We start from the raw sequence: 26,748 nt of genomic DNA on the forward strand, positions 1-26,748 counted from the left end.
CCGTTACCGGTGGTGAACGCAGCGCCGCCTCTACAGCGGGTTATGGCAAGACACAAGCGTGTCGAGAAAGGGCGCTGCAAATTCTCGTGGCAAACAATTCAGGCAGCCATTGGCCATCACCGCTTTGCCGCTGCGATGATCTCTGCAACGGTGGTGCTGCGGACGCCGAGGGACCCCAGATGCGCGTATATCTGCCGAAACCAATCATACAACGCCTCCACATCCTCCGGCGCATTGGCATAGGGCGTATTTCCCGGAGCCAGTGAGGGGCTGTGGAACGACAGGACCAACACCGGCAATTGGTCGCCAAGTGCAATATCGATTCCTTTGATGGCTTCCTTTGCTGTCACACCTTCGGGCGTCAGTGCGATGCGTTCGAGCAGCTTTAGCCGCGAGAAACCCGCGAAGAAGGTTGGCATATGCCGCTGCAGCCGGTGAATTTGCATTCCCATGCGGCGCAGCAGCCCTGAATAGACAGTTGTCACCGGCAGTTCGAGCAAGGTCCGTTCGTCATCCACCCAATAGGGCTTTAGCGGATGGTTGGAATAATCCGGGCCGTGCTGCACGCGGTAATCGAACAGCGAGCGCACCGACGTGTCAACGGCAATCCCGCCCGCTTTCAGAATTGCGGCGGTGTCGGACCCCAGACCATATCTGCCCGCACGGTAAATCAGCGGCGCGGTGCCGAACGCCTGTTCGATCTTGTCGCGTAGGGCGCAGAATTTGGCCGCTTCCAGGTCGCCCGGCAAGTTTCCGGCGTAGGAATTGGCTGCATTGACAGCTTCATCAAAGGGCGGGTTGACCCAAGGATGCAACTGCACCCCGATTTCGGCCTTCCCGCGCCGCACCGCATCGCCAATGATCTCCGCCGCGCGCGGGTCGCAAGCTATCGGCCAATCGACCAGATAGACCGGATACGCGCCAATCTCCTCGCAGAATTGTTGAAACCGGGGGATCGCAGCGACGTGATGGAGCCCGTGCCGGTCACGCGTAAAGGGGCCGTTCCAGTCAAATTCTTCCTCTGTATCGACGGTCAGCAGCACCCTGCTTGGCGCTTCGGGTTTGGGTGCAAAGGCAAAAGAAGCGGCCGCCTCTGGGTGAGGGGGTGTCAACATTGATACGCGCGGCAGCGACTTATAACGCTGGCACGCCGTTCCGTGTTGGGCGATCATTGCGCCGGTCAAAGGTCCACCATCGGGCATCATCGCCGAGCGCTACACCAAACTTGTAAGCGATCCGTTACCGCGAATTCAGATGGTGCCGGAAATCTCACCGCCGTCTGCGCCGCTGGTATATGTCTCACCCAGTGTCTTTTTGACCTGCGGCAATGTCAGCACAATTGTCTCTCCGTCGCGGGTCAGACCGCCGCCCGCAGCGCGCGCTTCAGCGCGGGCCAGCCGCAAGGCGAATCCCGCGCCAAACAATCCGGCGTTGATCGCGGTTCCTATCGGCTTGGCCTCGGCGGTGAAAATGTCGTCTTCGCCCAGCAATTGCGCGGGCAGATCGCAGGTCAGCCGGATAAGCCCGCCTTGCGCCGAAAGGCCGGCCTCTAACATCTCTCCTGCCGAACAGCCTCCTCCCAGCGTTGCCAGCAATCGCCACAGCAGCGCCTCCGCCTGATCGGGGTCGAGCGCGGCAAGATAGGGGCCATTGCCGGATTCCAGCGCAATCCCCGCCATGCGCGGCTGCAGGACATGGTCCAGTTGGCGAATGGTGCGGTGAACAAGATCGGTCAGATCGGATTCGCCAGCATCAATTTCCAGCGCTCCGGTTTCAAGCCGTGCTAGGCGGTCAAGTTCCTCAAACCCGGCCAAAATCCGAGCTGCATCGCCCGCTATTGCAGCGGCCAATGCGCGATATTCATGCGGCGCGCCGCCGAACAATTGCTGCTGTATGACCTCGGCGTAGCCTTGCACGGCGGTAACCGGGGTGCGCAATTCGTGCAGGAGTTGACGGATGCGGTCGGCGTCGCGGGCGGCGGCGCTGGGGACGGCGGCACCCGAACCGGCGGGTCGGCGAAAACGTCCAAAATAGCCTGCGAAATTGCCGTCATCGGTAAAGCGCGGTTGCGCATCCAAAGTCCATTTGCCCGCAATCGCACTTGCCCCATCAAGCTCCGTTGATGCTGCGACGATGGGCTGGCGGCGAGCAAAGGCGCGTTCAAGCGGACCTAGGCCAGTGTTGCTGCCCAATTGCTGCTGCGCGATTAGCCGCGTGCCGATGACCATCGCTGCGGCTTCGCCGTCGGCCCATTCGATCCTACCGCCTGCATCGGCGGCAAAGCCAAAGGCCTGAATCAGCCGGGGTGCGCGCGATTGTTCCTCGCCCAGCGGAAGACGTGGTTCATTGCTATCTCCGTCTTGGGCGGCTTCGCGCGATGTTTCGCGGGTCCGCTTGAACTGAGCGATCCGTTCGACCAACGCTGAAATTTCGCTGCGCCCTTCGCTCGCAGGGTCAAAGGGCGGAGAAGTCGGCAGATCGGGAGTAGGCGACGGCGTAGGCGCAATGGACTGCGGCACAATTACTGGCGCAGTTTCGGGGGAATGTTCTGCAGCAGATTCCGGCGATCGCGCTTGTGGGGTGGGCAGCCCACGGTCATGCACGCCCAACCGTTCAAGCAGGATGCTCACATCGACCGGCAAATCGCGCCTCAGCCGCATAAATCCGCGCGCGCGCACCGGCAGGCGCGGGATCAATGCAGACCAATCCTCTGATGAAAGCTGCGCGCGGCCCAGCGCGGCGGAGGCGACATCGGGTTCAAAATCGGCGAGATGCGCGGCCAGTTCGGGATTGCGGAAACGCCAGCCGGGCTCGCGGATCATCTTTGCGCGGTCGCTCGCCGAAATCTGGTCCGCCAGAGCATCCATCCGCAACCACGCGGCGGCCACCAGTCCGGGATCGCGTGCGGAGCTTTCACCGGGGCGGACTGCCCCCAGAATATCAAGCAATTGCCGGAACTGCGTGCGCAACCCGACGTCGCTGGACGCGCGCTGACGCAGCACTGTCGCAAGGCGATCATCGAAAAACATTTCCAGCTCCAACCGGCGGACAAAAGCATGCATGGCACGCCCGAACATATCCCGTCACGCGGATACCGGATTCAGCGCGACCGAAGCTGAATAGCACCTGATCCGAAATGTCACAGGCCGCCTGTCGAGCGCGTTGCAAAGCGGGACAATTGCTGGCACACCTAATTAAATTAGGTTTAGACGTGCAAAGCCGTGCGTGTTCTTGCACACTGTTGTTAAAGCGTATGCCAATCTGCTGCGCCGACGCAATCAATCGGGGGCGCGCATTGCTGGTGTGTGGCGCGCAATCATAGCGAGGAGTGTTTTGCGCGATGGCGAATCTGGATGATATCGACAAGCGCCTGCTCAGCGAACTTCAGGCTGAGGGCCGGGTGACCAATGTCGAACTGGCGCAGCGCGTTGGATTGACCGCGCCGCCGTGCTTGCGCCGAGTCCGCGGCTTGGAAGAAGACGGCGTGATTCGCGGCTATCACGCCGATCTTGACCCGTCGAAACTGGGCTTTGCGATCACCGTATTTGCGATGGTCAGCCTGAAGAGTCAGGCCGAATCTGCCTTGCGCGAGTTTGAGGATCATATGCGTGACCTGCCCGAGGTGCGCGAATGCCACATGCTCAATGGCGAGATCGACTTTATTCTCAAGATTGTAAGCAAAGATCTTCAAAGCTTTCAGGAATTCCTCACCAGCAAGCTGACGCCCGCGCCCAATGTGGCCAGCGTCAAGACCTCGCTGACGATCCGCACGGCGAAACATGAACCGGGCGTGCCGCTGTGAGTGAGGCCGAGCGGATTGACGGACCGCTCGAAGGACACTGCCTGTGCGGCACGGTGACGGTGACAATCACCGGTGTGCACAAGGAAATCGACATTTGCCACTGCACCATGTGTCAGCGTTGGGGCGGCACGATGTACGCCGGGATCGAGTGTGACGGCTTTGTGCTGAACGGCGAAGATCACATTTCGACCTATGATTCCAGCGACTGGGCCGAACGCGCCTTTTGCTCACGCTGCGGCAGCAATCTGTGGTATAAATTCAAGCCAACCGGCGCACGCACATTTCTCGCCGGCTTGTTCGAGCTACCCGGCGGTCTGCCAATCAAACATCAAATTTTTATCGATGAAAAGCCCGACTGGTTTGATATCGCGCAGGACAGCTCAAGAAAGACCGGCGCGCAAATCATCGCTGAAGCGCAAGCGGCGGGCTTCACCTTCGAATAATCGGTACCGCCGCGATCAATGCAGTTTGAGCTTTGGCCGCACGACCCGGTTGACGCGGCCGATCACCATCAGGCCAATGCCCCGGAACCAGCCGTGAATGCCCAGCAGATGCAGGCGATAAAGCGTCGTGTAGATCAACCGCGCCATCCGCCCCTCCACGGCCAGAGCCCCACCGACCAGATTGCCCATCAGGCTGCCCACCGTTGAAAAGCGGCTGAGCGAGATAAGCGAACCCTTATCTTCGTAGGTGAAGTTTTTGAGTTTTTTGCCTTTTTGCTTGCGGTGGATATTGGTAAACACCGTGGACGCCATCTGGTGCGCTGCCTGAGCACGCGGTGGCACTGGAGCGTCCTGGTCGGGCGGGGTGTAGGATGCACAATCGCCGATTGCGAAAATGTCCGGGTCGGTCACGGTCTGGAGCGTCGCGGTCACCAGAATCTGATTGCGCGGATTGGTTGCCAGACCAAGCCCGCTCAGGAATTCGGCGCCCTTTACCCCGGCGGCCCACACCATCAGTTCCGCAGCGATGACATCGCCGGTTTGGGTGACCAAAGCCCCTTTGCGCGCCAGGATCACCTGAGTGTTTTCGCGCACCACCACGCCCAGCTTATTAAGCTCTCCGCGCGCTGCGTGCGACAATTCTTCGGGCAAGGCAGGCAGGATGCGCGGACCGGCCTCGACGATGGTTACATCGAGGCGGGTTTCATCAAACACTTCGAGCCCGTAATGTTTGAGCGCGCCCGCGGCGTTGTAGAGTTCTGCGGCCAGTTCCACGCCGGTTGCGCCAGCGCCCACGATCGCTACCCTGACCCGTTCATCGGCGGCAGGATTGGCGATCATGGCGCGGCTGACGCGCAGACATTGGTTGAGCAATTTGGTACGGAACCGGTCCGCCTGTTCGCGGCTGTCGAGATAGAGGCAGTGTTCGGCCACCCCTGGAACACCGAAATCGTTAGAGATTGACCCCACCGCCAGCACCAGAATGTCATAACGGATCGTATGCCCGCCGATCAGCTCTTCGCCATGATCGTCCAGCACCGGGGCGAGACGGATCGATTTCGCCTCGCGGTCGATGCTTTCGAGGCTGCCCTGAAAGAACCGGTATCCCCAGCGTGCGCAGTGCCCGCGATAGCCGACCTCATCGAGGTTCGCATCGAGCGACCCAGCTGCGACTTCGTGCAGCAGCGGTTTCCAGATGTGCGACAGATTCTGATCGACGAGAATGATATCGTGCCGCTTGCGACCGTATTTGGCACCCAATTTGCGCACCAGTTCCAGCCCGCCCGCGCCGCCGCCGACGACCACGATCTGGGTCTTGCGCGCCTGCTGCTGCTGCGTGGATTTTGGGGGCACCATTGCAGGTGGCGCGCGCTGCTCTTCCTCGGCCGCATCGGTTGCGGCGATGAATTGGTGATTCATCTGTTGGTTCCGACCTAAGGCTCCCGATCCCTCGGAGCCGTTCTGGTGCATCCCTGTCACCGCTCTCAACGCATTGGCCTGGCAGACGGTTCCCGGTCACGCGCGGCTAGCTGATCTATGGCTCGGCGGGCGGCTGCGCCAAACCTATCCATAGCGGCGCAAGTAGCGATAGGTGCTGATCTGGAAAATGCCCACCAGCAGCAGCAGGAACAGCGCAAGCTGAACGCGGCCCCCCAACATTGTCTCCAGCGGAACGCCTCGGCTCGACATGCCGAAACTTGCGATCGCAATCGCGACAATTGCGGCCAAGGCAAGCCCTGCGCCCGCGCGCCACGCCGCGCCAAGCGCGGTCGCCAGCGGAGTCTGGTTGGCCGAGCGGCGGCGTTTGAGCACCGCTTCGCACAGGATTTCAAAATCGCTGCGGAAAGTGGTGTGGCGCACCGCGCAGGCATTCTTTTCCGCCAGCGCGGCGATATCGTCAGGGATGTCCTGCGGTCCCGGCATCTGCGCATCATCGACAAGACAAGGGATTATCCGCTTATCCGCTGCCAAAGCTCGGCTGATCTCACGCCTGACAAAATCGCCATCGCTCCAGATCCGGCGCTGACCGTTTTCTCCGACTGCTCCGAGCCAGCCGGGTCCGATGACTGCGATAAAGACATCGGCGCGGGTGATTTCGGTATCCAGTCGCTGAGGGAAATTCTCGCCATGCGCGATAGAATCCACGTCGAGGAACACGCTGTCGATCTCGCGCACGCTTGCCAGATTGTCGGCGATGCGCGCGGCGACATCCTTGCTGTCGGAACGGCGATAGCTGATGAAGACTCGCATCAATTGCTCTCCGGTCCGAAGGCACGCTGAATTGTGCCGACCAATCCCATGCGTTCAAGATGCAGCCGCGCATCGAGCATCCGCGGTTCTACCGGGATCAGATCAATGCCGATGCCAGGGTTTTCATATTCGTAGATCAGCGCGTTGACCTTGAAATCGTCGGTAAAGCGAATGTCGCGGGCGTCGCGCGACAGGTCGGTTGAACCTTGCACCACCCTCCGGTTGGCTTCCTGCGCGTTCAACCGGCTCTCGCCAGGGCGAAAGCTGCGATTGCTCACCACAATCGCGACATAGCGATAATAGGACTCAGGTCGGACGAGGAAGAGATCACGGATGCGCGTCAGCAAATCCTCACGGCCTTCTCCCGGCGCGCCATAGCGGAACCGTCCAGGCATAGAATAGCCTTCGGTATCAATCTGTTCGGTTACCGTGACCAGCACGAATCCACCGGGCACCGAATAAAAAGAATGTGCGCTGTAATCCGCCGCCCTGAGAGCATCGCGGAGCCGGGTGGCGGCATCATAAAGCGACAGCCCTTCGCGGCTCTCGATCAGGTAATCAATCTGGGTTGTCCACGAAGGCTGTTCAGGCGGCCATTGCGGATAGGGTTCGATGCCAAGGTCAGGGCGGTCATTCGAGGCAGCGCATGCTAACACTTCGCAGCTGGCACCCTGACATGCGCCGGGCTGGCATTCAACCGCACCGCAGGCGGCGGCGAAACAAGCGGCGCTGTCGCATGCTGCGCCCTCGTATGCGCCGCAGCCAGCGCCTCCGCAGGTTGCCCCTTCGCAGGCCGCTTCGCATCCTTCACAACCGGAACTGCAACAGAAGGCGGAACACGTTGCTACGGCATCATATTCGGCGCTGCATGCGGATTCTTCTGCCTGTTCCGAGCAACCCGAGGTCGCCAGCGCAAGACCGCCCGAAACCGCCAGTAAAGAAGCGTATTTCCGCATGGTTCAGTCCGTTCCCCGCATCACAACCAACCAGTTGGCCTCGTCCCGAAACCACGCAGACCAGTCTATCCGAAAAGAGGGGCGAAGGTAACCGAAAGAGCTCTATTGCTCAATCAAACCACGCGCGTCGCCAGCCAATCTTCGAGCCATTTGATCGAGTAATCGCCGTTCAGCACATCGTCCTGCCGCAGCAATTCCTGATGCAGCGGGATGTTGGTTTTCACCCCTTCGACCACCATCTCCTCCAGCGCGCGGCGCAGGCGCATGATGCAACCTTCGCGGTTGCGGCCATAGACGATCAGTTTGGCGATCATGCTGTCGTAATAGGGCGGGATTGAATAGCCTGCGTAAAGGCCGGAATCGACGCGGACATGCATCCCGCCTGCCGGATGGTAATAGGTGACCTTTCCAGGTGAAGGCGCAAAGGTAAACGGGTCTTCTGCGTTGATCCGGCATTCGATGGCGTGGCCGCTGAACTCCAGCTCTTCCTGACTGACAGACAGCGGCTTTCCCGCCGCAATGCGGATCTGCTCGCGCACCAGATCGACCCCGGTGATTGCCTCGGTGACCGGGTGTTCGACCTGCAGCCGGGTGTTCATTTCGATGAAGTAGAACTCGCCGTCTTCCCATAGGAATTCGATCGTGCCCGCCCCGCGATAGGCCATGTCGCGCATCGCCTTTGAACAGACTTCGCCCATGCGCATGCGTTCGTCATGGCTGATGACGGGGGAGGGGGCTTCTTCGAGAACTTTCTGGTGACGGCGTTGCAGCGAACAATCGCGCTCGCCCAGATGGATCGCGTTGCCCTTTCCATCGCCGAACACCTGAAATTCGATGTGGCGCGGATTGCCCAGATATTTCTCGATATACACGGTGGCATCGCCGAACGCGGCCTTGGCCTCTGACCCGGCCTGTTTCATCAAGGTTTCGAGCTTGTCCTCGCTCTCGCACACTTTCATGCCGCGCCCGCCGCCGCCGCTGGCGGCCTTGATGATGACGGGATAGCCGATTTCTGCGGCGATTTTCTTGGCTTCTTCGGGGTCGGACACCGCCCCGTCCGAACCGGGGACCAGCGGCAGGCCCAGCGCGCCGGCGGTGCGTTTCGCCTCCACCTTGTCGCCCATGGTGCGGATATGTTCGGGCTTTGGCCCGATCCAGGCGATGTCATGTGCCTCAACGATTTCGGCGAATTTGGCGTTTTCCGACAGAAACCCATAGCCGGGGTGGATCGCGTCGCATTCGGCCACTTCGGCGGCCGAAATGATGTTGGCGACGTTGAGATAACTTTCAGAGGCGGGCGGCGGGCCAATGCACACGGCACGATTGGCCAGCCGCACATGCATGGCATCGGCATCGGCGGTAGAGTGGACCGCGACCGTCTCGATCCCCATTTCATGCGCCGCGCGGTGGATGCGCAGCGCAATTTCGCCCCGGTTGGCGATCAATATGCGGGTAATTCCCATAGCTCGCCCGATCAGCCGATCACGACGAGCGGCTGGTCATATTCGACCGGCTGAGCGTTCTCTACCAGGATCGCCTTGATCGTCCCCGGCTTGTCAGCGGTGATGGGGTTCATGACTTTCATCGCTTCGACGATCAGCAGCGTATCGCCTTCACTGACTTTATCGCCAATCTTGATGAAATTGGCAGCGCCGGGTTCGGCGGCGAGATAGACCGTACCGACCATTGGCGATTTGAGCGCATCAACCGGCGCGGGCTCGGGTTTGGCTTCGGACACCGGAGCAGCGGCAGCAGGAGCGCTGGGTGCGGCGAAGGCAGGCGCGGCCTGAGCAGAGGTGACCATACCGCCGCGCGCGACGCGGATCTTGCGGTCGTCATCCTCGACTTCGATTTCGGTAAGGCCGGTTTCGTTCAGAAGTTCGGCCAGCTCGCGCACCAGCGCTGTATCGATATTCATGCCGGACTTGCGCCCCGCACTTGGCTTTGTGTCAGCCATGCATGCCCCTTTTTTGGTTTCACGCGTGACTATTCACGCGAATTGCGGCTGGCAAGTGGCAATGCGTGCAGAATGTGCAATCGACATTGCATTCTCACCCGCGATCAGACTGTGCCTGACGCTACGGCTTCGAGCGCGAGGCGGTAGCTGTCGGCCCCGTGCCCTTCCACCGTCAGCGCCGCTGCCATGCCGACATAGGACAGGTGACGGAAATGCTCGCGGGTCTTGGGATCGGACAGATGGACCTCAATCACGGGGGTGCGGATCGCCTTTATCGCGTCGAGCAGGGCAATCGAAGTGTGAGTATAGGCCGCCGCATTGAGCAGCACTGCCCGCGCGCCTTCCGCCTGCGCCTCATGCAGCCAGTCAATCAACATGCCTTCGTGATTGGTCTGGCGCATGTCGATGGTGAGGCCCAGTTCACGGGCGCGATCCTCAAGGTCACCGGCGATTTCGTCGAGCGTGGTGGTGCCGTATATCTCCGGCTCACGCGTGCCGAGCAGGTTGAGATTGGGGCCGTTCAGGACGTAGATGGTGTTGGTCATTGAGGGGTGTTAACGCGGATCGCCTATGCGGGAAAGGGCGAGGCGTCCAGCAGGATCGTGGTTGCAGTTTGCGCCCTTGTTTTGCAACGCGAGAATCAGAATTTGCTGCCCGGCCACGACTCAACATCACCGAAAGGAATTGCGCATGGACGACTTACAGTTTGCTACGGCGGAAGCATGCCAAAAGGCTGCTTGCGACGATACGCTCAGCTTTCCCGAGATCATCGGTAAACTCGCCAGTTCCGGGTTTGAGGGCTATGCCGTCGATTACCGGCGCAGCACTCAAATCTATTACACGCCTGACGGCACGAGCGCGGAATTTGCGCTTTTGCCGGCCGGCGACGTGGTTGCGGCAGATTTTGATAGCGCCGGGGTCCAAGCGCTGGTGCGCTGGGCGCAAAGCGGCAGCGTCGACTACACCTATGCCGACTTTTGCGCGCAGGCGAAGGCCGCGGGCTGTGCAGGTTATCTGGCCTCGTTCAGCGGCCGCCGGGTTGTCTATTATGGTCGCACGGCGGAGACTCATGTGGAGCACTTCCCGCAATGACGCAGGTCGGATGGTGCTACCGATCCACGCCCTTGACCTTACCCCATTGACGCGCCGCTGTGTAACCCAGATACCCCGTCCCAAACAGCGCATAGAGCGGCTCTGGCAGGGCGGCGAGGTAGGCGGTCATGCCTTCGCCGATGGCATGCGCAGTGATCGGGTCGAAGGCGGCGATCACCCCCATTGGCACGGCAAACAGGATGAGAGCATACATCACATACAGAAAGCTGGGGCGCGCGCGGCTGGTCCAGGGGTCGGGCGACTGCGCCTCTGCGACGATGGCCTGCAAACGCGCCTCGATCAGCGCCATTTCCTGAGTCCCTTCGAGTTTGAGCAGTTCAAACTGCGCCTTGGCCCGCGCTTCCTTGTCCGGAATAATCTTGTCGAGGATCGAGGTGATCGGGCCGATCAGGGTTTCGAGTATGGCCATAATGCGCGCTCCTGTGCTGAGTCGCGCCACGAATAACCAAATAGGTTCGTGTAGGAAAGTGCCCTAACCGCCGACCTCTGCCAGCAAGCGTTCGGCCAGCGCCAGATGCGGACGGTCGAGCATATTGCCATCCAGCGCCACCGTGCCCGCCTCGGGAGCATCGGCAAAGGCCTGCACCACGGCGCGGGCATGGGCTATTTCATCCGCACTTGGGGTGAAGGCGGCGTTGATCGGGCCGACCTGCGCCGGGTGAATCGCCAACATCCCGCGATAACCCGACGCGCGGACGCTGCGCGCGCGCCGTTCCAGCGCCTCAAGATCACGGAATTCAGGCTGCACTGTCTCGATCGGAGCGACCCCGGCCTTGACCGCGCCGAGCAAGCACAGGCTGCGCGCCAGTTCATAGACATGGGTGTATTCGCCATCCGCCCCGCGCTGCTGGCTCGCGCCTAACTCGCTCGACAGGTCCTCCGCGCCCCAGCTCATCGCCACCAGCCGAGGCGCGCCATCATAGGTGCCGGTGGTAAACATTGCGGCGGCGGTCTCGGTCACCAGCGCAGCCACTCTGGTGGAGCCGGGAGCAATCCCCGCCGCCGCCTCGCGCGGGGTCAACATTGCGTCAAGCGCCGCGACATCATGGCCGCCCTCTGCCTTGGGCAGGAAAATGCCGCCGGGACCAGCTGGGATCACTGCGTCCAGATCGGCCTCGGTCAATCCGCCAGATAGCGGGTTTACTCGAACCCAAACGCGCGCCCGGTTTTCCGCAGCCGCAATCGCCGCTGCGACCATGGACCGCGCCTCGGCCTTGCGTGCCGGGACCACCGAATCCTCCAGATCGAGCAATGCAATGTCCGCCTCGCTCGCAATCGCCTTGCTCATCTTCTTTTCGCTGTCGCCAGGGGCGAACAGCCAGCTGCGCATGCGCAGAGGCGGGCAGGGGGCAGGGCAATCACTCATCGCAAATCCTTTTCTCATCGGACTGCGTAGAAGTCTCAGAATGAACCTTCAATCGCTAGCGTGAAGATCGCGCCAAAGCTGCGGTCGCGGTCCTCGGTGAAATCGACGATTCCCGCCGCGCGGTCGATGAACACGGTCCGGTCAAAGCGGTTGGCGCGCCCCGCCAGGTTGCCCACGCTGGCGCGCATGGTTAGCCCGGCGATATCCTTGTTTTCGACAAAGGCGGAAACAAATGCGCCGCCTTCGCTGCGCAGTGAGACCTCATCGATCCGCACGTCCTTCGCCAGTTCCTCAACGCGGGCAGAGCCGCCCACGGCCCAAGCAGTGCCGGAAAAATCGTGGCGCAGATCCACGTCCACTTCGCTAAGCGTGTTGTTCGATAATTTGCGCGGTGTGCCCAGCAACGGGTCGAGCACCGAGGAATCGGTCAGTTCCAGCCGCACATCAAGCCGCGTACCGCGCCAGCCAATCCCTTCGGAAAGCAGCGTCAGATCGCCGCTCAACCCATAGAATTTTGCCGCTGCAATATTGCCCGGAGCCTGACCGCCGCCCGCAATCGGGATCTGGTCGACGATGTCGGAGATGTCTTCATAAAATGTCCGCAGATTGATCGAACCAAGCGCCGCCAGCCCAACCGTCGCCTCAATTTCGAAGACCCAGCTTTGCTGCGGGACCAATTGCGCATTGGTGACATTCTCGCGGTCCTGATTGAGATCAACCGTGCTAAGGAAATCGAAGAAGTCGAGCTGTCCCACCACCCGTTCGGCACGCCCGGAAATGTTGAGGCTCTCTCCCGCTTTCCAATCGAGCGACACAAAGCCTTTGGGGCGGTAAAATGTTCGCGTCAGCCCCAGCGCGCCGGTCTGGCTGATCTTTGAATATTCCGCCCCGAGCGAGCTTTGGAATTGCAATGTCGGCGCAAGCGCGCGGCCATAGGTGACGCTCAGATCGGCGCGGTCTTCATCCACGCGGGCGCTCGCTCCTGGCAGCGGGGTGGGTTGCAGCGCGCCGGCAAAATCGCGTTCCTGCAGCGCGGCGGTGATGTCCAGAATATTGCGCACGGCCTCGGCGGCAAACACCAGATTCCCGCCAAGTCCGGCGGCAGAATATTCGGTGCGCGCGATGCTTTCATATTCGTTGGCATCCTGTTCAAACACAGAACCTGATGGCGCGCTGCCATCGGCAAATGTGGTCAGAGAATGCGATAGGGTCGGGCTGTTTTCATAGCTGTGCAGTGCAATCAGTTTGAACCGCCCGGCGCCCAGGACAAATTCGTAATCCATCCCGACTTCAAATCTGAATTCGTCCTCTTCGCTGGTGAACAACCGGCTACGGCGAGAGGGCGAAATCAGTCCCGATCGCTCGGATGTCTCACGCTCTGAGAAGAAAAAGCCGTGCACTTCGCCGGTCGCATTCAACACATTGCCATTGTCTGCGATGCGGGCATAGGAGCCCGACAGGCTGAGCCGGTCGGAATTGAAATTGCTTTGTTCTTCGCGGGTGTCGATCAATGCGCCTGCGGCATCAAAGACGCGCTCTACGCCTTGATCGCCGCGCCGGTTTGAATCGTTTTCCAGCGCGAGGGTCCATTCGGTCTTTTCACCGCCGCCGGCCAAAGATAGCGAACCGTCCAACAATCGCGCCGGTGTGCCCTTGCTACGAAATTCAGGTCGAAAACGGAACTGTCCGGTAATGCCGCCGGTGCTGCGGGTAATGACATTGAGCACTTGCCCCGAAAGCCCACCAATCTCGAGCGCCGCGCCATCGACCAGTTCGAGCCGCACGACCTCTTCGGCGGGAATTCGCTGGAGTGCTTCGCGCGGGCCGTTCGATTTGCCCGAAACGCGGCGGCCGTTGATCAGGACATTGGTGTCGGCCTGTCCCAGACCGCGTGCACCGCCGCCTGACTGGATCGAGAATCCCGGTATTTGCTGCGCCATATCGAGCGCGCTGCGCGGGGCGAAGCGGGCGAAATCCTCTGGCGTAAAGGTGCGGCGGGTTCCTGCTTCGGTCGATGCTGCGCCGGTTTCGTCGATGGAATCTTCGCTGGTTTCGTTGGACGCCGACCCTTTTGCAAGCGCCGGGGCCGCAAACAGGCTGAGCGCAGCAGCACCTGAAAGGAGCAGAGCAGGGTTCAAAGGGCTACAAAGACGAAAGGCGTACATGAAAGTTCCTTGCGCCTGAACGAAACATCGGAATAGCCACAGGGGACCAACGGCCCACTCGCATCGACAAACGCAATGGTGCAGCCGTTTCGTCTGACGTCAAGGTGAATGCTCCACTGGTCGGGAAGACAGGATTCGAACCTGCGACCCCCACACCCCCAGTGTGATGCGCTACCAGGCTGCGCTACTTCCCGTATCCAGTGGAGGCGCGCGCTATAGGGCGGGGGTTTTTGTCTGGCAAGCCGCTTCCGCAAGCGAATTTCGCGGCGACCAGATCAGGCGCGGTCCGGGCGCGCCATTTGCGTGCTTGCCCACAGCGTCAATTGCCGCGCGCTTGCATTGCTGCTAACCGCGCCCACTTACATCGCAGACGGGATGGGAAGAGGTGGGCGAAAGCGACCTTGATCCAGCCCTGTCGGCAAATATCTGACCATCATCGATAGGCTCGTAGACACATGTTTGACCTTCTTGCCGCTGCTGGAGCGGGCGCTGCCGGAGCGCCACCGGCGTGGATCAACTGGCTGCCGATTGTCGGCATGGTGGTGATTTTCTGGTTTCTCATCATCCGACCGCAGATGAAGCGTCAGAAAGAGCATCAGCAGCGCATTGGCGGTCTGAAAAAGGGCGATCAGGTGGTCACGCAGGGCGGCCTTGTCGGCAAAGTGGTCAAGGTTGATGAAACCTATGCCGAAATTGAGCTGGCCCCGAATGTAAAGGTCAAAGCGGTCAAGCATACGATTGCTGATCTGATCGAACCGGGCGGCAAGCCCGCCAACGACTGATGTTCCGTCGATCACCAGACCGCTGTCGGCAGACCGCAAAGATGTTCTTCATAAGGGTTAGACTGGGCTGCAATGCTTGAAATTCCACTCTGGAAAAAGATTTCACTATGGGCCGTGACGTTGGCGCTGGCCGCTGCGGCGCTGCCATCGCTGCTTGCGCCTGAGGGGATCGACCTTGGCGAGGATGCGCCACAGGTCAATCTTGGGCTCGATCTGGCGGGCGGATCGCATCTGTTGCTGGAGGCTAAACCCGAAGATGTCGCGCAGCAGCGGCTGGAAAACATGGAAGAGGCGGTCAAGACCGCACTCGAAGCAGCCAGCCCAGAGATTGAATACGGCGATACATCGCGCGCGGATGGGGTGTTTTCCTTCATCCTCGATTCTGCGGCCGACATCGACCGGGCGCGCGGCGTGCTCGAACCGCTGATGATGGGCGAAGGGCTGCGGCAGGAATGGGACCTGAGCGTGGTTGACGGGCAGCGCATGGTGCTGACACCGACCGATAGCGGTCAGGCGACCGCGCTCAATTCGGCGATGGAGGGCGCAGTGGAAGTTGTGCGCCGCAGGATCGACCTGCTCGGCACGCGCGAACCGACGATCATCCGTCAGGGCGATACCCGCATCGTGGTGCAGGTGCCGGGTCTGCAAGATCCGCTAGCGCTCAAGGAACAGCTTGGCCAGACCGCGCAGCTCGAATTCAAGCTGGTCGATCAACAGGCGCTTCCCACCAACACCCAAGCCGGGATCGCCAATCCGGGGAGCCAGATATTTCCGTATCAGACAGGCTCCGACATGGAAGGGCAGTTCGAGGCGGTCAAACGGCTGGGCGGAATTCGCGGCGACAGCCTGATCAATGCCCGCGCCGGGGTCGATCAACGCAACAACGAAAACATCGTCAACATTCAGTTCGATCAGCAGGGTGGACAGAAGTTTGCGCAGCTTTCGACCGAGAACGTGGGCCAGCGCTTTGCGATCATCCTGGATGGCGAGGTGATTTCTGCGCCGTTTTTCAACGAACCGATCCTGGGAGGGTCGGCGCAGATTTCGGGCAGTTTCACCGCCGAAAGCGCCAATCAGCTGGCGATTTCGCTGCAATCGGGCGCACTGCCGGTGCCGCTGACGGTGATCGAGGAACGCACGGTCGGGCCGGACCTGGGCGCGGAATCAATCCGCAGCGCGCTGATCGCGATGATTATCGGCAGCATGGCAGTGATCGCCTTGATGATCGCAAGCTATGGCCGGTTCGGGGTTTATGCGACGATTGCGCTGGTGTTCAACGTGCTGATCCTGCTCGGTGTCATGGCGATCGGCAATTTCACGCTGACCTTGCCGGGGATTGCGGGCTTTGTTCTGACAATCGGCGCAGCGGTCGATGCCAACGTGCTCATCAACGAACGCATCCGCGAGGAACGCAAGCGCGGACGCAAGGTCATCACGGCAATCGAAAACGGCTATAAAGAAGCGAGCCGCGCGATTTACGATGCCAACATCACCAATCTGATTGCCGGTGTATTGCTGTTCTGGTTCGGCTCTGGACCGATCCGCGGCTTTGCCGTGGTGTTGGTGATCGGGCTGATGACCTCGGTGTTTACGGCGGTGACGCTGACCAAGATGTGGGTTTCGGGCTATCTCAGCGCGAAACGCCCCAAAGACCTCAATATCTAGAAAGGGAGGCGAGAAATGAAACTGCTGAAGCTCGTGCCCGACGGTACCAATATCAAGTTCCTCAAGCCGCGCGTGCCGCTGTTTATCGCCAGCATGCTGATGATCGCTCTGAGCTGGGCGGCTGTGGCGACAATGGGGCTGAATTTCGGGGTCGATTTTGCCGGTGGGCAGGAAATTCGCGCGACCTTTACCGAAAGCGCCGAGGCACCGGTCGCCGAACTCCGGCAAACCATCGCCGCGGTCGAAAATGTCGATGATCCCATCGTTCAGCGGTTTGGCGAGCCCAACGAAGTTTCGATCCGGGTCAAGCTGCCGCCCGAGGCAGAAGGCAATCCCGAATTTGCCAACCAGATGACCAACGCCATCGTTACCGCCATGAGCGCTGGCCATCCCGATGTCAGGATCGACGGCGTCGATAGCGTTTCGGGCAAGGTTTCTGGAGAATTCCGCAACGATGCCGCGCTCGCGCTGTTGGCTGCGATGGTGATGGTGGCGATCTATATCTGGATCCGGTTTGAATGGCAGTTTGGCGTGGGCGCGCTGTTCGCGTTGTTTCATGACGTCTCGCTGACGCTGGGCCTGTTCGCGGTGTTTCAGCTCGAATTCAGTCTGCAGATCATCGCCGCTATCCTCGCCATCATCGGCTATTCGCTCAACGACACGATTGTCATTTTCGACCGCATCCGCGAAAACCTGAAGAAATTTCGCAAGATGCCGCTGCCCGAATTGCTCGATCTGTCGGTCAACGAAACGCTTGCTCGCACGGCAATGACATCATTGACCCTGTTGGTGGCGCTGCTGCCGTTGCTGTTCTTTGGCCCGGCCAGCCTGTTCGGAATGGTTGCCGCGATCACTTTCGGCCTGTTTGTCGGCACTTATTCGAGCGTCTATCTCGCTGCGCCGCTGCTGATCTGGATGGGTGTCAACTCGGACAGTTTTGTCCCGCAGGAAAGCGACGTGGACAAGCAGGAAAAGATTGTTCTCGGCAAGATCTAAAAGCTGGCTAAGCCGCCGCGCGCAATATCCGGTTGTAATGCGCGGCCAGCTCTGCGGCGTTGTTTTCCCAGCTGAAACGCTCGACCAGATCCGCCACCGCGCGGCGCGGGGGCGGGTTGTTGAGCACTTCATTGACCCCTGCTGCCACGCTGTCGGGATCGCGTGCAACCAACCGCCCCGCTGTGTCACTGGCGATCAGTTCGCGCGCACCGCCGACGTCGCAGGTCACCACCGGCGTGCCGCAGGCGAGCGCCTCAACCCAGGCATTGGCCAGCCCTTCATTGATCGTTGGCAGCACCATCGCATCGGCAGCGGACAGGATCAGCGGCAACAAATCGTGATCGACTGAACCGGCAAAATGCACCCGCTCTGTCAGCTTCAGATCGCGGGCGAGATCGCGCAAATGCGCCTCGTCTTCGCCTTTGCCTACCAGCACCAGCCGCGCGCCCTCTATCTGAGGAAGCGCAGCGATGGCGATGTCTTGCCCCTTGCGTTCGATCAGCGCGCCGACGCAGGCCAAAAGCGGCGCGTTGTCGGGCATCGAAAAGCCCAGTTCACCGCCCAGCTGTGCGCGCAATTGGGTGTGGTTGAGCGGGCGAAAACGGTCGCGGTCAAGCCCGGTGTAATGGACCCCGATCTTGCCGCGCGGCATCCCCATTTCGGCCATCTGATCGGCGAGCGCCTGACTGACGGCCAAAATACCATCCGCGACTTCCGCCGCCTCCAGCATCTGTTCGCGGGCAAAATCGAACTCGCCCCAATAGGTGATGTCGCTCCCCCGCGCCTTTAGCGACAAGGGCAGGCCCATTTCGCGCGCGATCCAAGCGGCGGCGGGGCCATCGGGGAAGAAAAACTGCGCGTCGATCACGTCGATCGGAGTTTCGGCATGGATCCGCTGGACCAGCGGCAACGCGGCCTTGGCGATGGCAGCGGCGTTGCGCCGTGCACCCACCGCCGGGATCAGGGTGAAACGCGGGCGGTGGACGGTGACACCGGCCTCCTCGGCCACTTCATCTAGCTGCGCGAGCGCGCGGTAACGGCCCAGCGCAATCGGGGGCAGGCCAATTGGATTGATGACGCTGACCGTCCATTCATCTGCGGTGGCGTCTTCGCGCCTGCCGTCTTTCGCTCCGCCGCTTTTCGCCAGAGCTTCTAGCGAACGCGCGACAAAGGTGCCGAACCGCCGGTTAACGGCGTTGGGATAGAGCGTGCTGAGGGCGAGAACATGTTTCACGCGGAGTGCTTTCACCTCTGCTTCAGCGCCAGTTGGTCGTTGATCGCTCGCATCGCTGGCTCCCAATTGATAAGGCCCGCAGGGTTAGTTGCTGCGGGTTAAGACAGGCTGACCGAAAGCCTGATTGTCACAGCGGTCGCACCAGCATCACCGCCACCGCGATCCATGGCGGATTGTCGATCACCTGCTGCTTGTTTCCTGCTTGCGAAGGCAAAATGCCGACCATGCTGCCTTTGCGGTCGATCAACCGCCCGAACGAAAACCGCCCGCCGGGGCGCGGGATCAGGCAATCGCGGTTGATCGCAGTCCCCGCCGATTCGGGTTTGATTTGCTGCAACCACACCATGTCGCCGGGCCGGTATTCGCCCACCGAAGCGGTGACTTCGAGCACCATCAGCGCGGCGGCGTCGCCTGTTTGCGCCGCGATTTCGGTGGGCAGGATCGCTTCACGCGGGCTGCGCAGCGCCTCTGCTTCACCAAGCCCAAGTTCGGCCACGATCTGTGCGCGCGGCTGACCCTCTGAACGAACCAGAATTTCGGGGTCGATACCCAGGGCTGCACCAATTCGGTCCATCCATTTGATCGACAGATTGCGCATCCCGGTTTCGAGCCGCCCAATCGTTTGCGCGGTGGTGGGCGGATCGCAGGCCTCAGCCAGATCGGCGAGGGTCATCCCCTTGGCACGGCGGATTTCGCGGATGCGGTTGATCATGGGCGGGGCCTCATATCGAATAGACGAACCATATAGGTTTTTACTTTCCTACAGTTTCGCTGGTTTGGCAAGGGGGGTCCGGCCCTTAGGCCGCCACACAACACCAATCAGGAGAAGCCGCTATGAAACGGGATTTGGTCGAGCGCGAATTGACAGTCGAAGGCCCCCGGCGCGGAAAGGTCACAGCTGGCAGCGATGCGGGTGGAACGGCGCGCCGGGCGCGGCGCAGCGTCACACTCAATCTCAGCGAATCGCCGATTGGCTGGCTGCATGCACGCGGTCACATCGACGGGCGCCTGTTTGACGCGGGAGAGGCGCTGCGCAGCGATTATGAACGCGCGGCGCTGTCCCCCTGCATCACCATGCGCTGGGATGCGGTGCGGGTGAAATCAACGGGCGATGTGGGGCTTTCGCCGACTGAAAAACAGATCGCGGCGCGGCGACGGTTCGACGGCGCGATTGCGGCGGCGGGCAAGGGGTTGGAGGATGTGCTGTGGCGCGTTGTGTGCGCCGGGGAAGGGCTGCCCGAGGCGGAGAAAACACTCGGATGGCCCGCACGCAGCGGCAAGCTGGTGCTGAAACTGGCGCTCGACCGAGTGGCGGATTTCTACCGGATCAGGTGATATGGATCATTGCGCGATCTTCTGGCACCAATGCGTTGATGGGCAAGAGCATGGTTCGATATGGGCTGATGTATGGCGGCTTGATCGCTCTGGTGGCTATCGTGTTGCAATGGGCGCACTATCGTTACATTGTGATGCAGTTGCCCGGCGAAGCCTATGTTGCTGTTGTCGCAGCAATATTTGTGATGCTGGGGATTTGGGTCGGGATGCGGCTGACGGCGGCACCTGCGGCCCCGCGGTTTGAGCGCAATCACAAGGCGGCCGAGTCGCTCGGCCTGACGCGGCGCGAGTGCGAAATCCTTGTTCACTTGGCCAAAGGCGCAAGCAACAAGGAGATTGCCCGCGCGCTCAAGGTTTCGCCGAACACCGTGAAAACCCATGTGGCCAGCCTGTTCCAAAAACTGGAGGTGAACGGGCGCGGAAAGGCTGTTGAGGCGGCGCGCGCGCTGTCTTTGATACCGTGATTTCGGCACCGCTATATGGGCTAATTGGCCCAAATCACCCGTTTGGGTGATGGTTAAGGGTAGCAGTTTCGGACAACTTGCTGCGCGTGCCTCGCCATCTGGGCAGGCAGACAACAAGACCAGACCAAGGAGAACCGAAATGCTTCGCTATTCGCTGATTTACGGCGGGATCATCGGTGCGGTGGTGATCGCGCTGATGTCGCTCACCCTGTTCACGATGGGACCAAATTCCTTCGCTGCATCGGAATTGATGGGCTATGCCACGATGATCGCAGTGCTCAGCCTCGTATTCGTGGGGATCAAGCGTTACCGCGATATCGAACAAGGCGGGGTCATCAAGTTTTCGCAAGCGGCGAGTGTTGGCATCGGAATCGCGGTGGTAGCAGCGGTGATTTACGCCATCAGTTGGGAAGCGGTGCTGATCGCGACCGACTTCGCCTTTATCGAAAGCTATTCGCAAAGCTTGATTGATGGGATCAAGGCGGAAGGATTGGCCGCGGCAGATGAAGCCGGGCAGGTCGCAGAGATAGAGGCGAATATGGCGATGTATCGCAATCCGCTCTTCAGGCTGCCGATCACCTTTATCGAGATATTTCCGGTGGGGCTGGTGGTCGCTTTGATATCCGCGCTGATCCTCAGGAATGCCAATGTGCTTCCAGCCAGGTCAAGGGCGTGATCTTTGTCAGCTGCATGGGCCGCGTTCCACTTGACCCGCGCGTGGGAGCAAGCTGGTGCTCGTACCGGCGCGCGGCAGGGGGGCGGATTTCTAGCGGATCTGAGGAACGCTTTTTGGGTCAGGACCGTGTTCCATGTGTTCCATCCTGTTGGACTTGCAGGGCCTACCCCTCCACCCTTTCGGCAAGGGTCAGCCAGCGTTCCTCAGCGGCATCCTTCTCGGTCTTTGCGTTGGCGATGCCTTTTGACACCGTCGCAAAGCGCGCCGGATCGGAGGTGTAGAGATCGGGATCGGCCAGGATCGCCTCGCCCTTGGCAATCGCCGCTTCAAGCTCCTCGATGCGCGCCGGAAGCAGCTCGTATTCGCGCTGATCCTTGTAGGACAGCCGTTCGGGCTTTGGCGGGGAAGGCGGCGGCGAGGGCGGTGACTCGGTTGGCGATGCAGCGGATCGGGATTTGGCGACAACCGGCCGCTGGCGCTTCGCCTCCCAGTCGGCATAGCCGCCCGCGACCACATCGACCTTGCCCGAACCGTCGAGGCCCAGCGTGATGGTCACGGTCTTGTCGAGAAAGTCGCGGTCATGGCTGACAATCAGCACGGTGCCGTCGAAATCGGCGATCACCTCTTGCAGCAGGTCGAGCGTTTCGAGGTCGAGATCGTTGGTCGGTTCGTCTAGCACGAGGAGGTTGGCGGTCCGGGCAAACTCACGCGCGAGCAGCAGGCGCGAGCGTTCGCCGCCCGACAGGATGCCGACCTTGGTATCGACCAGCTTTGGATCGAACAGGAAGTCTTTGAGATAGGCCTGCACATGCTTGCGAGTGCCGCGCACGTCGATCCAATCACCGCCTTCGGCAAGGATCTGGCGCACGGTGGCATCGGCTTCCATCAACTTGCGCTGTTGGTCGATCATCACGCCCGACAGCGTGCGAGCGATGGTGATGGTGCCTGTGTCCGGTTCGAGCTCTCCAGTGAGCATCTTGAGCAAGGTCGTCTTGCCAGCGCCGTTTGCGCCGACGATGCCGATCCGATCGCCGTTCTGGATGCGCAGGCTGAACGGCTTGATGATCGCGCGTCCGTCATAGGACTTGGAAATGCCCTCTGCGACGATCACCGACTTCGATTTGAAATCATCGTCATTGGCGAGCTTGAGCTTTGCCGATCCGGTGTCGGAGATCATCGCTGCCCGCGCCGCGCGCATCTGGTGCAGCTTTTCGAGCCGCCCCTGGTTGCGCTTGCGCCGCGCGGTGACCCCGCGTTCGAGCCAGTGCGCCTCCAGCTTCAGCTTGGCATCGAGCTTGTCTGCGGCGCGTGTTTCTTCAGCATAGACGGCCTCTTCCCAAGCTTCATATCCGCCAAAGCCGACCTCCTTGCGCCGCAGGGATCCGCGGTCAAGCCAGATGGTCGCGCGGGTCAGCCGTTTGAGAAACGTTCGGTCGTGGCTGATCGTGATAAACGCGCCCTTGTACCGGCTCAGCCAATCTTCCAGCCAGTGGATAGCGCTGAGATCGAGATGGTTGGTCGGTTCATCGAGCAGCAGCAAGTCGGGGCCCTGCGCCAGCGCGCGGGCAATGGCGGCACGGCGACGTTCGCCCCCGCTCGCGGTGGCAGCATCGGTTGCCATGTCAATGCCGAGCTGCCCGGCAATGCTCTCCACCTCATGCACCTCCGGGGGATGATTACCCGCCAATGCAAAGTCCATCAGCGTGGCGAAGGGCGCGAAATCGGGTTCCTGTTCCAGAAACACGATGCGCGTGTTGGGCTTGATCCGGCGCTGTCCCCGGTCTGCTTCGATCCGGTCATCGATCAGTTTGAACAATGTGGTCTTGCCAGCGCCATTGCGCCCGATCAACGCGAGTCGGTCGCCCGGCAACACATGCAGATCAATGGGATCGGCGCCCGCGCCGCTGGCAGGGCCGCCGAACAGCCATCGCGCGCCTTGTTGCAGGCTAAGGCCTTCCCATGAGAGGATTGGAGGTTGTGCCATCAGACGCGCCACGTAGGGGCTTGCAAGCGCGCTGCCAAGGCGGTTCACTGCGCGCTCATCCCCGGCACCCTATCGCGCGGGACAAAGGAGAACCAGTTCATGATCCGTTACCCTCTTTCCCTGTTGGTCTCTGGCGCTCTGCTGCTGCCGGTCTTCGCGCTTTCCACTACTGCGGCTGCGGCGGAGATTGAAATCAAAGCGCAGGGCCCGGTGATCGAATTGTCGATCTATGAAAGCGTGACCGCCGCGCCCGATATCGTGACGATTGGCGCGGGCGTTTCGACAGAGGCACCGAGCGCGGTCGAAGCCATGCAGCAGAACGCCGCCGCGATGCAGCGCGTAATTGCCCGCATCCGCGCTCTAGGCGTCGCGGATCAGGACATTCAAACCACCGGAATAAATCTCAATGCGCAATACGATTACGATCGAGACAATCAGCGTCAGGTGTTTCGCGGCTATCAGGTGTCAAACCGGGTCAGCGTAAAACTGCGTGATATCGAAGGCACTGGCGCGGCGCTCGATGCGTTGGTGGCGGCGGGCGCGACCGATCTTTCAGGCCCAAGTTTCAGCATCGAAGATGACGAATCCGCCAAAGACCTCGCCCGCAGCCGCGCGGTGGAACGCGCACAGCAACGCGCGCAGGCCTATGCCGCATTGCTCGGTTATGACGGTGTGCGCGTGCTTGCGGTCAGCGAAGTGATCGAGGGACGTTCGCAAATGCCGCAAATGGAAATGCGTATGATGGCGTCGGATGGCGCGGCGGCCACCCCGGTTCAACCGGGGCAGGTCAGCACCGGGGTCAACATCACCATCAAGTATGAAATGGTGTCGGAGAGCGCGCAATGATCCGGCACGGTGAACAAAGGGTCACGCACGCATTCACAACTTGTTCAATGCGCCCGCGCTAAGCATGGCATCATCATGACACTCAACCATTCCTATCGCCCCGGTTTCGCCCCGCTCATTGCGGCAGCTGCGCTGCTCAGTCTGGGCGGAGGTGCCAATGCTGCCTTTGCGCGGACGGCCGATGGAATCATTGCGCAGGATCAGTCGCGCGACGATCAAGGCGATGCACGGCGTGAAATGCGCGCGGGCAATCAATTGTCGCTGCGCCAGATCGAACAGCGAATATTACCGCAAATGCGCGGCAGCGAATATCTCGGCCCATCCTATGATAGCACCGCGCGCGCCTACCGGCTCAAATTCATCCGCGATGGGCGAGTGACCTATATTGATGTTGACGCGCGTTCGGGCCGCATCATCAGCCGGTCGAATTGAAGCGCTCATTGGCCATGCGCAATTGCCGGGGGACTAAGCCAGACCCGCGCTGCGGCACTCGCTTGACGCGGAAGGCGCAAACGCGCAACCACCGGGACGACAATTTACAGGGACTAGGTGGAAAATGCGCATCCTGATCGTCGAAGACGAACCGACGCTTGGCCAGCAACTCAAATCGACATTGGAACAGACCGGCTATGCTGTCGATCTGGCCACCGATGGCGAAGACGGCCACTTCATGGGCAGTACAGAGGATTACGACGCCTGTATCCTCGACCTCGGACTGCCCGAGATTGACGGATTGTCGGTGCTGGGCATGTGGCGCAAGGAAGGTCGGCACTTTCCCGTGCTGGTGCTGACCGCGCGCGACAGCTGGTCCGACAAGGTCGCCGGACTGGACGCGGGCGCGGATGATTACCTCGCTAAGCCGTTCCAGACCGAAGAGCTGATTGCGCGTCTGCGCGCGCTCATCCGCCGCGCTTCGGGCAATACGTCGAGCGAGCTTACTGCCGGTGATGTGCGGCTGGACACCCGTTCTGGCCGGGTGACCCGCGACGGGGAGCCGGTGAAGCTGACCGCGCAGGAATACAAGCTGCTGAGCTATCTGATGCACCACAAGGGCAAGGTGGTGAGCAGGACCGAATTGATCGAACACATATACGACCAGGATTTTGATCGCGATTCCAACACGATCGAGGTTTTCGTCACCCGCATTCGCAAGAAACTAGGTGCAGAGGTAATCACAACGATCCGTGGCCTCGGTTACAGCCTCGACGACCCGGCAGACGCCCCCAGAGCCTGAAACCGGTGCCGAATCCTCTGTACCCGGCGTGCAGAGGGGGGATGGCACCGCTGCGCCTACGGCAAATGGCCCGGAAGGCGGCGTGGATGGCGGGCGGTTAGCAATTCCTGCCGCCGCATCTCCGCGCGCCAGTCTCGCGCGGCGCATGGGATTGATTGCGGCTGGCTGGATCATCGTCCTCCTGCTGGGCGGCGGGATCGCGCTGGAACGCACCCTGACCCGGCAGGTCGAGGCCAATTTCGACGAGCAGCTCGAATATCAACTGACGGCGATGATCGCCTCGGCGGAGATCGATTCCTTTGGCGAGGTGTGGTTTTATCGCAGCCTTGGCGATCAGCGATTCCTTGAGCCAGGCAGCGGACTGTACTGGCAGATCAGCGGCGAGGGGTATGAGCCTTATCCGTCGCGCAGCCTGTGGGACACTCCGCTCAAATTACGCGGGCCGAGCGAGCCTGAGCATTTTGACGACGAAGCGCACTTTTACAACTCGTCGCAGTTTCCCGATGAACCGCTCCGCATTGTCGAACGCACGGTGATCCTGCCCGGCAGCGAGACCCGCTGGACCTTCGCCGTGGCCAGCGCGACCGAGGCGATGGACGCGCAAATCCAGCAGGTTCGCTCGATCCTGATCTGGAGCTTTGCGGTGTTGGGGCTGGGACTACTTGGCATGGCCTTGCTGCAAATCCGCTATGGCCTGTCGCCGCTGCGCAGGGTTCGCGCGGCAATCCAGAAATTGCGCACCACTGGCGAAAACCGCATCACAGATCCGCTTCCAGCAGAGGTTCAGCCGTTGGTTGAGGAAGTGAACGCGCTGCTCGAACATACGGAACGGCAGGCGGAAGAAGCGCGGACTCATGCGGGCAACCTCGCCCATGCGCTCAAAACCCCGCTGACGGTGCTCACCAACGCAGCGACCGCGCGCGCACCTGATCTCAACGAAGCGGTGTTCCGCGAAACCCGCACGATGCAGCGCCATGTTGACCACCACCTTGCGCGGGCGCGGGCGGTCGGGCGCCGCGCAGTTGGCCAGGCGCGCACCAATGTCCGGCAAAGTGCAGAAGCTGTGCGCCGCGCAGTGGAGCGCCTTTATCCAGAAGGGCGGTTGGATATCGCTGGTAGCAAGGATGCGCTGGTCGCCATCGAACGGCAGGACCTTGACGAGATCCTCGGCAATCTGATTGAGAATGCTGCGAAATACGGCGGAGGCAGCGTGTTCGTGACGCTCGACCATGAACCGGGTAGTCCTATGTGCCGCATCTGGATCGAGGACGACGGCAAAGGCATTCCCGAAGCAGAACGCACCCGGATTTTCGATCGCGGCGCGCGGCTTGATACGGGCAAGCCTGGGACCGGGCTGGGACTCGCTATCGTGCGTGATGTGGCAGAGATTTACGGCGGTTCGGTCACGCTTGGCGAAAGCGAGGATTTGGGCGGTTTGCTGGTCGAACTGCGATTGCCAAGGGCGTGATCAAAGCAGTGC

General features: G+C 60.9%; 27 protein-coding genes and 1 tRNA gene. 13 read left to right on the forward strand and 15 right to left on the reverse strand.

Features of this window, described 5'->3' with window-relative positions; translation table 11 throughout:
• Positions 1–116: 116 nt before the first annotated feature.
• Together ACM64M_RS05585 and ACM64M_RS05590 are read right to left on the reverse strand one after the other, a co-directional pair.
• Positions 117–1,115, reverse strand: a complete 999-nt coding sequence (locus ACM64M_RS05585; RefSeq protein ID WP_416227685.1) for a polysaccharide deacetylase family protein — start codon at positions 1,113–1,115, stop codon at positions 117–119.
• Positions 1,116–1,250: 135 nt separating this feature from the next.
• Positions 1,251–3,062 carry a histidine kinase dimerization/phospho-acceptor domain-containing protein gene (locus ACM64M_RS05590; protein WP_416227686.1) on the reverse strand — a complete coding sequence of 604 codons (1,812 nt, stop codon included), beginning with the start codon at positions 3,060–3,062 and terminating at the stop codon, positions 1,251–1,253.
• A 278-nt stretch (positions 3,063–3,340) separates the two neighbouring features.
• On the opposite strand from ACM64M_RS05590, the gene ACM64M_RS05595 reads away from it, so the two are divergent.
• Both ACM64M_RS05595 and ACM64M_RS05600 read left to right on the forward strand, forming a co-directional pair.
• Positions 3,341–3,802, forward strand: a complete 462-nt coding sequence (locus ACM64M_RS05595) for an Lrp/AsnC family transcriptional regulator (protein WP_416227687.1) — start codon at positions 3,341–3,343, stop codon at positions 3,800–3,802.
• A complete protein-coding gene (locus tag ACM64M_RS05600; protein ID WP_416227688.1) occupies positions 3,799–4,245 on the forward strand; it encodes a GFA family protein in 447 nt (148 codons plus the stop codon). Before ACM64M_RS05595 ends, ACM64M_RS05600 begins: the two co-directional genes overlap by 4 nt.
• Positions 4,246–4,260: 15 nt before the next feature.
• On the opposite strand, the gene ACM64M_RS05605 is transcribed toward ACM64M_RS05600, so the two are convergent.
• The 6 genes from ACM64M_RS05605 to ACM64M_RS05630 form a co-directional block, all read right to left on the reverse strand.
• The gene (locus ACM64M_RS05605; RefSeq protein ID WP_416227862.1) at positions 4,261–5,601 is read right to left on the reverse strand and encodes an NAD(P)/FAD-dependent oxidoreductase; all 1,341 of its coding nucleotides are present in this window, start codon (positions 5,599–5,601) and stop codon (positions 4,261–4,263) included.
• A gap of 207 nt (positions 5,602–5,808) precedes the next feature.
• Entirely contained in the window at positions 5,809–6,495 is a 687-nt protein-coding gene (locus ACM64M_RS05610; RefSeq protein WP_416227689.1) for a toll/interleukin-1 receptor domain-containing protein, read from the reverse strand.
• Positions 6,495–7,151 (reverse strand): hypothetical protein, encoded by a 657-nt coding sequence (locus ACM64M_RS05615; RefSeq protein WP_416227690.1) that lies wholly within the window; start codon positions 7,149–7,151, stop codon positions 6,495–6,497. Before ACM64M_RS05615 ends, ACM64M_RS05610 begins: the two co-directional genes overlap by 1 nt.
• A 413-nt stretch (positions 7,152–7,564) precedes the next feature.
• A complete protein-coding gene (gene accC / locus ACM64M_RS05620) occupies positions 7,565–8,914 on the reverse strand; it encodes an acetyl-CoA carboxylase biotin carboxylase subunit (RefSeq protein WP_416227691.1) in 1,350 nt (449 codons plus the stop codon).
• An 11-nt stretch (positions 8,915–8,925) separates the two neighbouring features.
• Positions 8,926–9,369 (reverse strand): acetyl-CoA carboxylase biotin carboxyl carrier protein, encoded by a 444-nt coding sequence (gene accB / locus ACM64M_RS05625; protein ID WP_416227863.1) that lies wholly within the window; start codon positions 9,367–9,369, stop codon positions 8,926–8,928.
• 143 nt (positions 9,370–9,512) lie between these two features.
• Positions 9,513–9,953 carry a type II 3-dehydroquinate dehydratase gene (locus tag ACM64M_RS05630; RefSeq protein WP_416227692.1) on the reverse strand — a complete coding sequence of 147 codons (441 nt, stop codon included), beginning with the start codon at positions 9,951–9,953 and terminating at the stop codon, positions 9,513–9,515.
• 145 nt (positions 9,954–10,098) lie between these two features.
• Between ACM64M_RS05630 and ACM64M_RS05635 the strand changes: the two genes are divergently transcribed.
• On the forward strand, positions 10,099–10,500 hold the full coding sequence (locus ACM64M_RS05635; protein ID WP_416227693.1) for a hypothetical protein: 402 nt from the start codon (positions 10,099–10,101) through the stop codon (positions 10,498–10,500).
• A gap of 16 nt (positions 10,501–10,516) precedes the next feature.
• On the opposite strand, the gene ACM64M_RS05640 is transcribed toward ACM64M_RS05635, so the two are convergent.
• From ACM64M_RS05640 to ACM64M_RS05655, 4 genes are all read right to left on the reverse strand, one after another.
• Positions 10,517–10,930 (reverse strand): holin family protein, encoded by a 414-nt coding sequence (locus ACM64M_RS05640; RefSeq protein WP_416227694.1) that lies wholly within the window; start codon positions 10,928–10,930, stop codon positions 10,517–10,519.
• A 63-nt stretch (positions 10,931–10,993) separates the two neighbouring features.
• Positions 10,994–11,887 carry an HpcH/HpaI aldolase/citrate lyase family protein gene (locus tag ACM64M_RS05645; protein WP_416227695.1) on the reverse strand — a complete coding sequence of 298 codons (894 nt, stop codon included), beginning with the start codon at positions 11,885–11,887 and terminating at the stop codon, positions 10,994–10,996.
• Between the two features lie 35 nt (positions 11,888–11,922).
• Positions 11,923–14,052, reverse strand: coding sequence for a TonB-dependent receptor plug domain-containing protein (locus ACM64M_RS05650; RefSeq protein WP_416227696.1), 2,130 nt, complete (start codon positions 14,050–14,052; stop codon positions 11,923–11,925).
• A gap of 117 nt (positions 14,053–14,169) precedes the next feature.
• Positions 14,170–14,246 (reverse strand) — tRNA-Pro (locus tag ACM64M_RS05655).
• Between the two features lie 261 nt (positions 14,247–14,507).
• Here ACM64M_RS05655 and yajC point away from each other — a divergent pair.
• From yajC to secF, 3 genes are all read left to right on the forward strand, one after another.
• A complete protein-coding gene (gene yajC / locus ACM64M_RS05660) occupies positions 14,508–14,834 on the forward strand; it encodes a preprotein translocase subunit YajC (RefSeq protein ID WP_416227697.1) in 327 nt (108 codons plus the stop codon).
• A gap of 72 nt (positions 14,835–14,906) precedes the next feature.
• On the forward strand, positions 14,907–16,499 hold the full coding sequence (secD, locus tag ACM64M_RS05665; protein WP_416227698.1) for a protein translocase subunit SecD: 1,593 nt from the start codon (positions 14,907–14,909) through the stop codon (positions 16,497–16,499).
• 15 nt (positions 16,500–16,514) lie between these two features.
• A complete protein-coding gene (gene secF, locus ACM64M_RS05670) occupies positions 16,515–17,495 on the forward strand; it encodes a protein translocase subunit SecF (RefSeq protein ID WP_416227699.1) in 981 nt (326 codons plus the stop codon).
• A gap of 7 nt (positions 17,496–17,502) precedes the next feature.
• Here secF and ACM64M_RS05675 read toward each other — a convergent pair whose 3' ends face one another.
• Both ACM64M_RS05675 and ACM64M_RS05680 read right to left on the reverse strand, forming a co-directional pair.
• Positions 17,503–18,729 carry a glycosyltransferase gene (locus ACM64M_RS05675; protein ID WP_416227700.1) on the reverse strand — a complete coding sequence of 409 codons (1,227 nt, stop codon included), beginning with the start codon at positions 18,727–18,729 and terminating at the stop codon, positions 17,503–17,505.
• A gap of 127 nt (positions 18,730–18,856) precedes the next feature.
• A complete protein-coding gene (locus ACM64M_RS05680) occupies positions 18,857–19,441 on the reverse strand; it encodes a helix-turn-helix domain-containing protein (RefSeq protein ID WP_416227701.1) in 585 nt (194 codons plus the stop codon).
• A gap of 122 nt (positions 19,442–19,563) precedes the next feature.
• Between ACM64M_RS05680 and ACM64M_RS05685 the strand changes: the two genes are divergently transcribed.
• The 3 genes from ACM64M_RS05685 (at position 19,564) to ACM64M_RS05695 (ending at position 21,204) form a co-directional block, all read left to right on the forward strand.
• Positions 19,564–20,064, forward strand: coding sequence for a DUF6456 domain-containing protein (locus ACM64M_RS05685; RefSeq protein ID WP_416227702.1), 501 nt, complete (start codon positions 19,564–19,566; stop codon positions 20,062–20,064).
• The gene (locus ACM64M_RS05690) at positions 20,061–20,528 is read left to right on the forward strand and encodes a response regulator transcription factor (RefSeq protein WP_416227703.1); all 468 of its coding nucleotides are present in this window, start codon (positions 20,061–20,063) and stop codon (positions 20,526–20,528) included. The genes ACM64M_RS05685 and ACM64M_RS05690 overlap by 4 nt, the downstream gene beginning before the upstream one ends.
• Positions 20,529–20,667: 139 nt before the next feature.
• Complete coding sequence (locus tag ACM64M_RS05695) at positions 20,668–21,204, forward strand: DUF4199 domain-containing protein (protein WP_416227704.1); 537 nt, start codon at positions 20,668–20,670, stop codon at positions 21,202–21,204.
• Between the two features lie 163 nt (positions 21,205–21,367).
• On the opposite strand, the gene ACM64M_RS05700 is transcribed toward ACM64M_RS05695, so the two are convergent.
• Complete coding sequence (locus tag ACM64M_RS05700) at positions 21,368–23,188, reverse strand: ABC-F family ATP-binding cassette domain-containing protein (RefSeq protein ID WP_416227705.1); 1,821 nt, start codon at positions 23,186–23,188, stop codon at positions 21,368–21,370.
• A gap of 99 nt (positions 23,189–23,287) precedes the next feature.
• Between ACM64M_RS05700 and ACM64M_RS05705 the strand changes: the two genes are divergently transcribed.
• From ACM64M_RS05705 to ACM64M_RS05720, 4 genes are all read left to right on the forward strand, one after another.
• Positions 23,288–24,034, forward strand: coding sequence for an SIMPL domain-containing protein (locus ACM64M_RS05705; protein ID WP_416227706.1), 747 nt, complete (start codon positions 23,288–23,290; stop codon positions 24,032–24,034).
• Positions 24,035–24,109: 75 nt separating this feature from the next.
• Positions 24,110–24,466 (forward strand): hypothetical protein, encoded by a 357-nt coding sequence (locus tag ACM64M_RS05710; RefSeq protein WP_416227707.1) that lies wholly within the window; start codon positions 24,110–24,112, stop codon positions 24,464–24,466.
• 124 nt (positions 24,467–24,590) lie between these two features.
• Positions 24,591–25,268 carry a response regulator transcription factor gene (locus ACM64M_RS05715; RefSeq protein ID WP_416227708.1) on the forward strand — a complete coding sequence of 226 codons (678 nt, stop codon included), beginning with the start codon at positions 24,591–24,593 and terminating at the stop codon, positions 25,266–25,268.
• Between the two features lie 145 nt (positions 25,269–25,413).
• Positions 25,414–26,736, forward strand: a complete 1,323-nt coding sequence (locus ACM64M_RS05720; protein ID WP_416227864.1) for a sensor histidine kinase — start codon at positions 25,414–25,416, stop codon at positions 26,734–26,736.
• Positions 26,737–26,748: the final 12 nt, after the last annotated feature.

This window comes from Qipengyuania sp. ASV99 (assembly GCF_047872805.1).
Lineage (GTDB): Bacteria > Pseudomonadota > Alphaproteobacteria > Sphingomonadales > Sphingomonadaceae > Erythrobacter.

Coding starts and splice junctions, on each gene's coding strand:
- yajC (WP_416227697.1), top strand. CDS start 14,508: ATGTTTGACCTTCTTGCCGCTGCTGGAGCGGGCGCTGCCGGAGCGCCA.
- ACM64M_RS05585 (WP_416227685.1), bottom strand. CDS start 1,115: ATGTTGACACCCCCTCACCCAGAGGCGGCCGCTTCTTTTGCCTTTGCA.
- ACM64M_RS05590 (WP_416227686.1), bottom strand. CDS start 3,062: ATGCATGCTTTTGTCCGCCGGTTGGAGCTGGAAATGTTTTTCGATGAT.
- secF (WP_416227699.1), top strand. CDS start 16,515: ATGAAACTGCTGAAGCTCGTGCCCGACGGTACCAATATCAAGTTCCTC.
- ACM64M_RS05705 (WP_416227706.1), top strand. CDS start 23,288: ATGATCCGTTACCCTCTTTCCCTGTTGGTCTCTGGCGCTCTGCTGCTG.
- ACM64M_RS05640 (WP_416227694.1), bottom strand. CDS start 10,930: ATGGCCATACTCGAAACCCTGATCGGCCCGATCACCTCGATCCTCGAC.
- ACM64M_RS05680 (WP_416227701.1), bottom strand. CDS start 19,441: ATGATCAACCGCATCCGCGAAATCCGCCGTGCCAAGGGGATGACCCTC.
- ACM64M_RS05695 (WP_416227704.1), top strand. CDS start 20,668: ATGCTTCGCTATTCGCTGATTTACGGCGGGATCATCGGTGCGGTGGTG.
- ACM64M_RS05630 (WP_416227692.1), bottom strand. CDS start 9,953: ATGACCAACACCATCTACGTCCTGAACGGCCCCAATCTCAACCTGCTC.
- ACM64M_RS05645 (WP_416227695.1), bottom strand. CDS start 11,887: ATGAGTGATTGCCCTGCCCCCTGCCCGCCTCTGCGCATGCGCAGCTGG.
- ACM64M_RS05700 (WP_416227705.1), bottom strand. CDS start 23,188: ATGGCACAACCTCCAATCCTCTCATGGGAAGGCCTTAGCCTGCAACAA.
- secD (WP_416227698.1), top strand. CDS start 14,907: ATGCTTGAAATTCCACTCTGGAAAAAGATTTCACTATGGGCCGTGACG.
- ACM64M_RS05685 (WP_416227702.1), top strand. CDS start 19,564: ATGAAACGGGATTTGGTCGAGCGCGAATTGACAGTCGAAGGCCCCCGG.
- ACM64M_RS05715 (WP_416227708.1), top strand. CDS start 24,591: ATGCGCATCCTGATCGTCGAAGACGAACCGACGCTTGGCCAGCAACTC.
- ACM64M_RS05710 (WP_416227707.1), top strand. CDS start 24,110: ATGACACTCAACCATTCCTATCGCCCCGGTTTCGCCCCGCTCATTGCG.
- accC (WP_416227691.1), bottom strand. CDS start 8,914: ATGGGAATTACCCGCATATTGATCGCCAACCGGGGCGAAATTGCGCTG.
- ACM64M_RS05610 (WP_416227689.1), bottom strand. CDS start 6,495: ATGCGAGTCTTCATCAGCTATCGCCGTTCCGACAGCAAGGATGTCGCC.
- ACM64M_RS05635 (WP_416227693.1), top strand. CDS start 10,099: ATGGACGACTTACAGTTTGCTACGGCGGAAGCATGCCAAAAGGCTGCT.
- ACM64M_RS05720 (WP_416227864.1), top strand. CDS start 25,414: ATGGGATTGATTGCGGCTGGCTGGATCATCGTCCTCCTGCTGGGCGGC.
- ACM64M_RS05605 (WP_416227862.1), bottom strand. CDS start 5,601: ATGGTGCCCCCAAAATCCACGCAGCAGCAGCAGGCGCGCAAGACCCAG.
- ACM64M_RS05650 (WP_416227696.1), bottom strand. CDS start 14,052: ATGTACGCCTTTCGTCTTTGTAGCCCTTTGAACCCTGCTCTGCTCCTT.
- accB (WP_416227863.1), bottom strand. CDS start 9,369: ATGAATATCGATACAGCGCTGGTGCGCGAGCTGGCCGAACTTCTGAAC.
- ACM64M_RS05595 (WP_416227687.1), top strand. CDS start 3,341: ATGGCGAATCTGGATGATATCGACAAGCGCCTGCTCAGCGAACTTCAG.